The sequence below is a fragment of the Gammaproteobacteria bacterium genome (assembly GCA_036383255.1).
Lineage (GTDB): Bacteria > Pseudomonadota > Gammaproteobacteria > Natronospirales > REEB76 > DASUBN01.
Genome location: DASVOS010000008.1, coordinates 42,281 through 51,435, shown reverse-complemented (window position 1 = coordinate 51,435; position 9,155 = coordinate 42,281). Strand labels below are relative to the sequence as shown.

The following is a 9,155-nucleotide window of genomic DNA, read 5'->3' as shown; positions in this document are numbered from 1 at the left end:
CCGCAAGCCCCACCCCCCCCCCCCCCCCCCGGCTAGAGCAGCTCCGACCAGTGCGGGGAAGCCGCGAATGCGGCGCGGATCAGACCTACGTGCGAGTAGGCCTGCGGGAAGTTCCCCCATAGGCGCCGGCCGGCCACATCGCAATCTTCCGCCATCAGGCCGAGCGGCGAAAGCACTTCGTGCACCCGGTCCATGATTCCCCGCGCTTCGGCGCTGCGTCCGGTCGCCACCAACGCCTCCACCAGCCAGAAGGTGCAGATCACGAACGCGACGGACGGCACGCCCAATCCGTCGTCGTCGCGGTACCGCATCAGCCAGCCGTCACGCATCAGGCCGGCATGTATGGCATCCACCGTCTGCACCAGGCGCGGATCGTCTGCCGGGAGGAACCGCAGCGGCGCCATCTGTAGCAGCGCTGCGTCGAGTTGCCGACCTCCATAGCTGCCGGCGAACGCGTTGATTTCCCCGCTCCACCCGTTTGTCGTTATCTGCCCGTGCAATCCCGCGGCGGCCTGGCGGTACCCCTCGGCCCTACCAGTGCCGAGCGCTGATTCGATGCGCGCCATCCGGTTCGCTGCCGCCCAGCACATGAGTGACGAGAAAGTCTGCGGCTCCCACTGCTTGCGCACTTCCCAGATGCCTGCGCATGGTGTGCCGGCCACTGAGATTGCTTTCTGCGTGAGTCGCTCCAGCAGGTCGAGGGTTGCCGGCGAGCGCTCCTGGCTGAAGCGCTCGTCCAGGAATATCGGACTCATGGCCAGCACCAGCTCGCCGAAGACGTCATGCTGGCGATGCCGTGCCGCGGCGTTCCCGACGCGTACCGGTCCGTCGCCGTTGAAGCCGGCCCAGTTGTCCATGATCCTTTCTTCCAGGTCCGAACCACCATCCACGCGGTACAGCGGGTTGAGGTCCAGCTCTGGCGCGTTCGCGCTGACCTTGAGCAGGTATTGGATGAAGTGTTCCCGCTCTTCGAAATGGCCGAGCAGGCGCAACGCATCCATCACGTAGTACGCATCCCTCAGCCAGCAATAGCGATAGTCCCAGGTCCGTCCGCTGCCGGCCGACTCGGGGACGGAAGTGGTGACGGCCGCCACGATTGCGCCTGTGTCCTCGAAGCAGTGCAGCTTCAGTGCCAGCGCCGACCGTATCACCTCGCGCTGATAGCGCGTGGGGATGTTGCAATGCTTCACCCAGCGCTGCCAGTAGCGCAGCGTCTCTGCATGCAGCTCATGGCATACCTGGGCCGGGGGGCCCGCGCATGGTTCACCCCATGTCAGCAGTAGATGCTTGCGCTCCGTCAGGAGGAAAGGCTTGCCGGTGAGGCACTCGACGGGTATATCGGTGTCCAGATGCAATTGCGCGGAATAGCCACGGTATTCAATGCCATGGGGCCGCTGCTGGCGTGCTGGTGTCAGCTTCGACCAACCCAGCGTTGGTTCGCAGCGTACCGAGACCTGCGGCGTGCCGTGCAGCGGCTCCACGATCCGCACCAGCTGTGTGGGACGGAACATCTGCCCGTTGCGTTGGAAGCGCGGCGCGAAGTCGGTGACGCGGAACACGCCCTCGGAGGTTTCGAACGCCGTTTGCAGTATGTTAGAATTCTCCGCGTAGCACTGTTTTCCGGCTATTTTTTCCGGTGGATTCACGCTGAATTGACCGCCGGACCCGTCAAGCAATGAGCCGAATACCGGCTCGGAATCGAATCTGGGCAGGCAGCACCACACCACGTTGCCGCTGCTCTCCACGAGCGCGGCAAATTGGCAGTTGCCAATCAGTCCCAGATCTTCAAGTCGCATAGCGTAACGGTAGCAAATCGTGGCTGTGCTGACATCATCGGAGGATGTCTTGAGTCCACGCCTGCGTTTCACCGTTGCCACGCTGACGGGGCTTGCGCTCCTCAGCGCCACGGGTGCGTGGGTGGTGAACCGCACGGCGCACCAATGGTTCGACCGGGACGTAGCTCTGCGCGCCGAGCTGGCCATGACCGGTGCCCGCCCCGCTCTCATCGACCAGCTGCGGCGCAATGACCTGCGCGCCCTGCGCGCGCTTCTCCAGGACATCACCCGGGATGAGCGCGTCATGGCGGTCGACGTCTGCGGGCCGGACTTGCGTCCCCGGGCCAGCACACCGAACTTTCCTGCCCGCTTTTCGTGCGCTGAGGTCGGCACCAAGCTCAGGCCCACGGCCGCAACGCCTGCGGAAGACTGGCGCGCATGGCACGCCACCTCGGACCTGCCGGGTGGTGCCGTGCACGTCAGCGCCTTCCCACTGGTGGACGACTCCGCCCTGCTCGGCTTCGTGGTGCTGGTACAGGACCTGAGCTTTGCACAGCGCCGCGAAGCACTCACCCAGACCTTCCTGCTGGGCTCGTTCGCCTTGCTCGCCCTGCTGGCTGCCCTGGTGACGCTGTTCGCGGTGCGCCTCTCATGGCACAGCTGGAGTGAAGGACTCCGCCGCATCGCCCAAGGCAAGGAACCGTCCGTGCGCCGCGACTTCCTGCCGCTGATACGGGACATGCGCGACCTCCTGCAGCGCCTGGCGACGGAGGAGCAGGCGGAGTTGCAGGGCGGTGTATGGACGCCGCAGCGTCTCAAGCTCACGCTCAACCGCCATCTGCATGGCGAGCGGCTGATCGTGGTCGCGAACCGCGAACCTTATATCCACGAGCGCGGCCCGGACGGTGAGGTGCGCGTGCTGCATCCCGCCAGCGGCCTGGTGACTGCCTTGGAGCCCGTGATGCGCGCCTGCTCCGGTGTCTGGATCGCGCACGGCGCGGGCTCCGCGGATCGCGAGACCGCCGACCGCCAAGGGCATGTGCGCGTGCCGCCCGGCGAGGAGTCCTATATGGTCCGGCGCCTGTGGCTGACCCCCGAGCAGGAGCGGGGCTACTACTACGGCTTCTCCAACGAGGGTCTGTGGCCGCTATGCCACGTGGCCCACAACCGGCCGACGTTCCGGGAGGAGGATTGGAGCAGTTACCGCGAGGTCAACCGCCTGTTCGCCGACGCGGTCTGTGAGGAAGCCGATACGGACGATCCGGTGATCCTGGTGCAGGACTACCATTTCGCCTTGCTGCCGCGCATGCTGCGCGAGCGCCTCCCGCGCGCCACCATCCTCACGTTCTGGCACATACCCTGGCCGAACGCCGAGCAGATCAGCATCTGCCCGTGGCACAACGAGCTTATCGAAGGCCTGCTGGGCAGCAGCATCCTCGGGTTCCATACCCGCTTTCACTGCAACAACTTCATGGAAGCGGCCGACCGGTTCCTCGAGGCGCGGCTAGATCGTGAGGATCTTGCCGTGGTCCGCGAGGGTCGTCGTACCCTGGTACGCGGCTATCCGATTTCGGTGGAATGGCCCAACCACTGGCTCAAGGATGCGCCGCCCGCGGCGGAATGCCGTCGTGCCCTGTTCCGGGAGCTGGGTCTGCCTGAGGATGGCCTGCTCGGCGTCGGCATCGACCGGCTCGACTACACCAAGGGAATCGAAGAACGGCTATTGGCGGTGGAGCGGCTGCTGGAACGGCGCCCTGACCTGCACGATCGCTTTACCTTCCTGCAAGTCGCCTCACCCAGCCGCACGCTGATCGAGCGCTATAGCCGGCTGAACACGGACGTCGAGGCGCTGGCCGAGCGCATCAACGCGCGCTTCGCGCGGGACTCCTGGCGCCCGATCTTGCTGGTCCGCCGGCATACCGAGCCCTCCGAGGTGTTCCGTTACTACCGTGCTGCCGACCTATGCTATGTGAGCAGCCTGCACGATGGCATGAACCTCGTGGCCAAAGAGTTCGTGGCGGCCCGGGACGACGAGCGCGGCGTGCTCATCCTCTCCCGGTTCACCGGAGCCGCCCGTGAGCTCACCGAGGCGCTGATCGTGAATCCTTATGATATCGAGGAAGCGGGCACGGCGCTCGCCACCGCCCTCGACATGTCAGCGGATGAGCAGGCCGCGCGCATACGTTCGATGCGGGCCCTCGTCTCTGAATACAACATCTACCGTTGGGCCGGGCGCATGCTGCTCGACGCGAGCCGCCTGCGCCAGCGAGAGCGGCTGGCGGGCATACTTTCCATCAATGACATCGAAGAGCGCGGGCTAACATGATGCATCTGTTCTCACCTGCGGGCATGGCTGAGCTCGGACGCTTCAGCGGTCCCGGGACCCTGCTGGGTCTCGACTATGACGGTACCCTGGCTCCAATCACCGCCAATCCCGATGAAGCGAGGATCCCCTCGCACACCCGTGCCTGCCTGGAGCGGGCGGCGTCCCGCTACCCGACCGTGGTCATCACCGGCCGGGCTGTCGCCGATGCACGTCGCCTGCTCTCCGACCTGCCGGTCGAGATCATCGGAAACCATGGCGCCGAAGGTGCCAGCGTCGTGTCTCGCTTTCTGGAAAGCCGGGTCGCGTCCTGGCGCGATCAGCTGGCCAGCCAGCTGGCAGCGTCACCGGGAATCAGCGTAGAGGACAAGCGTTATTCGTTGGCGATCCACTACCGCAGCAGCCCGGATTGGACGGTGGCGCGTGATCTCGTGATGCGGGCCGTGTCACGCCTGCCTGGCGCCCGTGTTGTCCCCGGCAAGGCGGTGGTCAATGTGTTGCTCCACGAGGCTCCGAACAAAGGCTCGGCGCTGCTGGTGGCTTGTGCCCGGGTTGGATGCGCGCGCGCCATCTACATCGGGGACGACGAGACCGACGAGGATATCTTCAGCCTGAACCGCCCCGATCAGGTGCTCGGGATCCGCGTGGGCAACAAGCCGGACTCCAGCGCTGCGTTCTATGTGGAAAGCCAGGACGAGGTAGACGGCGTCTTCAGCGCCATACTGGCCGCGTCCCACTGATCCCTGCGACGCAAGGGACGTCAGCCCGGGGGCTGGTCGGTCGCATCCTGTCCGTGGTCGCTGAGCTGGGCATCGAACCACTGGTGCAGCGCGTCCACCGCCGCCTTGTCGCGGCCGCTGTACTGGATCTCGGCGCCGTTCGGCAGGTCGTGGTATTTCACCTGCACCTGTCCGGGCTTGAGATATCGCAGGTAGCTCAATCCCGGCATGTCCGCGCCATGGATGCGCATGGGGTCGGTGAAGTCGCCCCTGCTGAAACGTTCCGCCTCCATGCCGAGGTGGATGCGGATCTGCTGGATGAGCTTTAGGTCCGTCGGGTCCTTCGCCAGCACCTGCTGGGTGCCGCCGTCGCCGCTCTTCATGAAGATGTGCGTTGAGTTATGCAGGTCGAAGGGCATCACCATCCCACCCTTCTGCGCCACTTCCTTCTGCCGCGCCGTGGGATCGGCCTGTACTACGGCGGTGACCGCCATCAGCGTCACGAGCACGCCGGCCTTCCATGCCTTGTGGCTTGCCATCCTCCTATCCTCCGGCAGTCCCCGACTGCCTGTTTCTTGCGGTGCTTCTACTATAATGCGCGTACTTTGCATCCGGATGGGTTTTTAACCGGAACTTCGCCGCGGACGCATCGTCAAATCGGATTTGGCGGCGCCCTCGTGCCCTCCCCTTATTTAAAGATAAAAGGAACGGTTCATGGATATCCGCTTCCCACGCCTGACCCTGGCTTGCCTCGTCACGGGCCTCGCCGTGAGTCCCCTCGCCTGGTCAGACGACCAGGCTCCGGAGGGTACCCAGTCCCTGGGAGCCATCGAGGTCACCGCCACGCCCATGCCGGAGCACCTTGGCACCGTGCCCCAGAGCATCGACGTCATCACCCATGACCAGCTCGTGGCCCTGGGCGCCGTCGACCTGCGCAGCGCCCTTGCCCTCACCGCCGGCGTGGACATCGGTCCTGGCGGCGACAACGGCCCGACGGCCTCCGTGCCCCAGTTCCAGGGCCTCGCCGAGTTCGATGCCTTCCTGCTGCTGGTGGACGGCGTGCCGGTGGGCGGCGCCTTCAACCCGGACCTCGCTACCGTGGACCTGACCGGCGTGGACCGCATCGAGGTGATCCGCGGTTCGGCCCCGGTCAAGTACGGCGCCACCTCCTTCGTCGGCGTCATCAACGTCATCCACATCAAGGCCGGCGCACCCGGCAGCCAGGCCCGCGTCTCGGTCGGCTCCTACGGCAGCCATAGTGTCGGCGTCACCCTGCCCCTGACCCAGGATGGAGCCATCGAACAGTCGCTGATCGCCGACTACACCAAGCAGGGTTTCTCGGACGACCGGGCCGAGTGGGGCCGTTCCCACGTCCTGCTGCGCAACTCCGTCACCACCGCCAGCGGGGAGTTCAGGCTGGACGTGGACGGCCTGTCCATCCGCCAGGACCCCGCCAGCCCGCGCCCGCTCGCCCCCGGCGACACCGAGCTCACGCCGCTCGTGCCGGAGGACAGCAACAACAATCCCAGCGACGCGCGCATGGACGAAGACCGGGTCGGCCTGACTCTCGCCGACGACGCGGACCTCAAGTGGGCCGAGTGGAGCACCGTGCTGTCCACCGTGTTCACCCACCAGCGCAACATCCGCGGCTTCCTGCGCTCCGACTCGCTCACCGACACCGGTGCGCCGAATGCGGACGGCTTCAACCAGACCCAGGACCGCACCGACATCTACTTCGACAGCCACCTCACCTTCCCGGTGCAGGACGATATGCACGTCGTCACCGGCTTCAGCCTGCTACAGGGTTCCGGCTCCCAGGCCAGCTCCAACTTCGAGTACTTCGTACATCTCGATGGCGCCAACCCACCCCCCAGCACCTCCGTGCCGGTGGACGAGCGCACCCGCCTCTCGGACCGGCGGACCTTCAGCGGCCTGTATACGAGCATGGACTGGGCCTTCGCACCGAAGTGGGACTTCCAGTTCGGCCTGCAGCTCAACCACGACGTGGAAAGCACTGATACCGCATTCCTGCCCTCCGATCCCGCCGAGGACGCGGAACTCGACGGCGACCACCGCAGCGACACGCGCTTCTCCGGCCTGCTCGCCCTGAGCTACGAGGCCTGGACCGACGGCGCCGACGACATGGTGATCTACGGCAACTACCGCAACACCTACAAGCCTGCCGCCATCGACTTCGGCCCCGAGGCGGAGCCGGACATCCTCGAGCCCGAGACCGCCCAGGCCTATGAGTTCGGCGTGAAGGGGACCCTCATGCAGGGCGCCCTCGACTGGGAGGCGAGCACCTTCCTCACCGACATGAACAACACCGTGGTCGCGGTGAACAACGGCGGCACACCCGGCATCGCCAACGGCGGCAAGCAGCGCTTCGAGGGCGTGGAACTCGAGGCCGACTGGCGCATCGCCGACGACTGGCGCTGGCAGGTGGCCTACAGCTACCACAAGGCCGCTTACCGCGACTTCCTGCATGACACTGACGGCACGCCCGCGGGCCTGGTGCAGGACGCGGGCAATCGCCTCGAGCTCTCGCCCATGGACCTCTTCTCCACCGGCCTGTTCTACATGCCGGCACGCGGCTTCACCGCCAACGCGGTGCTGCGCTACGTGGGCAGCCGTTACTTCGACCCGGAGAACAGCGTCTCGACGCCCGCGTACACCACCTTCGACGCCGGCGTGGGCTACCGTTTCGACACCTGGAGCCTCAACCTGCAGGGCCGCAATCTCAACGATCGTCGCGACCCCGTCTCCAACAGCGAGCTCGGCGACAGCCAGTCCTATCTCTTGCCCGCGCGCTTCATCGAGTTGAGCGCCAGCTTCGGCTTCTGATCGGTCTCGGCATGCTTCCGGGCGGTGGCCCCCGCCCGGAAGCATGCTTTTTCGCGTTTTAGATTCCGTCACATCCCGTATGCATCCCGTTGCGGTGCCGCCGGGCTTTACTTGATTGTGGCGACAGACCTTTTCGTCCACGATTCCATCATCCCGTGCACACACGTCAACGGATGTGTCGCATCCGGCGTTCTAGGTAGTGATGGCCTGTAACGTAATGTATCTAACCTGTTTTTTTATGTCGTACGGGTCTATCCTACGAACAGTGGAGGTTCCAGTGATGATGGATATGGCCAAAAATCAGACTACATCCGCACCGCCCTCAGTCCACCCGGCTTCTACCGAAGTCCCGGAAGTCTTCCGCCTGGTCGCCGACTGGCGTGCCGCGCTGCGCGACTTCATGTCCGGCAGCAAGGACATCCTCAAGCGCCACGATGTCACGTCCATGCAGTACCAGACCCTGCTCGCGATCCGCGTCAGCGACGAGCCCGAGGGTCTCAGCATGAACGGCCTCGCCGCCTACCTCGGCGTGCGCCACAACAGCGCAGTGGGCCTCATCAACCGCCTCGAGGCGCACGGTCTCGTGCAGCGCGTGCGCTCGCAGCGTGACCGCCGCGTCGCGCACCTGCGTCTCACCGATGAGGGCGAGAGCACCCTCGAGGCCCTGGCCCAGGCCCACGGCGAGGAGCTCGCGCGCATCAAGCCCGAGATCCGCCGCATCTTCAAGTGACCCAGCCCCCGGGCGGCCGTCAGGCCGCCTTGGGCCGGCCCGCACCATCCTGGTAGAGACGGTAACCCTGCTCGCACAGGCGCCGGAAACGCTGCACACCGGCCGCTGAGCCGTCCGCCAGCAGGCAGGCGGCATAGTACCGTTCCGCTCCCTGCTTCACGCCGGACACCGCCGCCTTGCGCTCCAGGCAGATGCCACGGTGCCTCGCCATCAACGCCGCATGCATCGGCGGGCAGGCGCCCTTCAGCCAATGCATGTACTGCTCCACCGACTCCGCATCCGAGTGGTCCGGCGGCAGGTGCTCGCTCGCCGCATGCATCACGCCCATGCGCTCACCGTACTGCATGAGCTTCGCCAGCCATGTCACCCGCGGCAAACCCAGCGACTCGTCCCACTGCCGCTCGCACCAGCGCGCCCAGACGTCGAACAGGTGCCGCTCGCGCGCGTAGCGCCGCCGGCGCCTCACTGCTCGCCCTCCAGCATGTGCTCCACGTCCGCGGTCCCGCTGTGCCGGTCCAGCGTGCCCAGGTACTGGCCATGCTCCTCCGGGCAGAATATCCACTGGTTGATCAGCCCCGGCCACACCACCTGGTATTTGCCCTCCGGCGTCTTGCCCAGGCCGCAGGTCGCGTTATTCCGCAGGATGTCCTGCGCCCAGTAATGGATCTTCACCGCCAGTTCCCTTTTGCTCACCACTTCCACGTATGCGCTCATGGCTTCCATCCTCGCTTGGGTTCCCTTTTCCCAATAGCTGCCCGCCCTGC

Annotated in this window: 8 protein-coding genes; 4 read left to right on the top strand and 4 right to left on the bottom strand. The window is 65.7% G+C overall.

Annotated elements, in window-relative coordinates:
• Nucleotides 1–32: 32 nt before the first annotated feature.
• Nucleotides 33–1,796: a glycoside hydrolase family 15 protein gene (locus tag VF651_04610; protein HEX7964981.1), complete on the bottom strand. Its 1,764-nt coding sequence runs from the start codon at nucleotides 1,794–1,796 to the stop codon at nucleotides 33–35.
• Nucleotides 1,797–1,845: 49 nt separating this feature from the next.
• On the opposite strand from VF651_04610, the gene VF651_04605 reads away from it, so the two are divergent.
• Nucleotides 1,846–4,101, top strand: coding sequence for a trehalose-6-phosphate synthase (locus tag VF651_04605; GenBank protein HEX7964980.1), 2,256 nt, complete (start codon nucleotides 1,846–1,848; stop codon nucleotides 4,099–4,101).
• The gene (gene otsB, locus VF651_04600) at nucleotides 4,098–4,838 is read left to right on the top strand and encodes a trehalose-phosphatase (GenBank protein ID HEX7964979.1); all 741 of its coding nucleotides are present in this window, start codon (nucleotides 4,098–4,100) and stop codon (nucleotides 4,836–4,838) included. The genes VF651_04605 and otsB overlap by 4 nt, the downstream gene beginning before the upstream one ends.
• A gap of 20 nt (nucleotides 4,839–4,858) precedes the next feature.
• Here otsB and VF651_04595 read toward each other — a convergent pair whose 3' ends face one another.
• A complete protein-coding gene (locus VF651_04595) occupies nucleotides 4,859–5,356 on the bottom strand; it encodes an aspartate carbamoyltransferase (GenBank protein HEX7964978.1) in 498 nt (165 codons plus the stop codon).
• 175 nt (nucleotides 5,357–5,531) lie between these two features.
• On the opposite strand from VF651_04595, the gene VF651_04590 reads away from it, so the two are divergent.
• Nucleotides 5,532–7,661, top strand: coding sequence for a TonB-dependent receptor (locus VF651_04590; protein HEX7964977.1), 2,130 nt, complete (start codon nucleotides 5,532–5,534; stop codon nucleotides 7,659–7,661).
• A gap of 283 nt (nucleotides 7,662–7,944) precedes the next feature.
• Nucleotides 7,945–8,391: a MarR family transcriptional regulator gene (locus VF651_04585; protein HEX7964976.1), complete on the top strand. Its 447-nt coding sequence runs from the start codon at nucleotides 7,945–7,947 to the stop codon at nucleotides 8,389–8,391.
• Nucleotides 8,392–8,410: 19 nt separating this feature from the next.
• On the opposite strand, the gene VF651_04580 is transcribed toward VF651_04585, so the two are convergent.
• Both VF651_04580 and VF651_04575 read right to left on the bottom strand, forming a co-directional pair.
• On the bottom strand, nucleotides 8,411–8,857 hold the full coding sequence (locus VF651_04580; protein ID HEX7964975.1) for a hypothetical protein: 447 nt from the start codon (nucleotides 8,855–8,857) through the stop codon (nucleotides 8,411–8,413).
• Nucleotides 8,854–9,105 carry a hypothetical protein gene (locus tag VF651_04575; protein HEX7964974.1) on the bottom strand — a complete coding sequence of 84 codons (252 nt, stop codon included), beginning with the start codon at nucleotides 9,103–9,105 and terminating at the stop codon, nucleotides 8,854–8,856. Before VF651_04575 ends, VF651_04580 begins: the two co-directional genes overlap by 4 nt.
• Nucleotides 9,106–9,155: the final 50 nt, after the last annotated feature.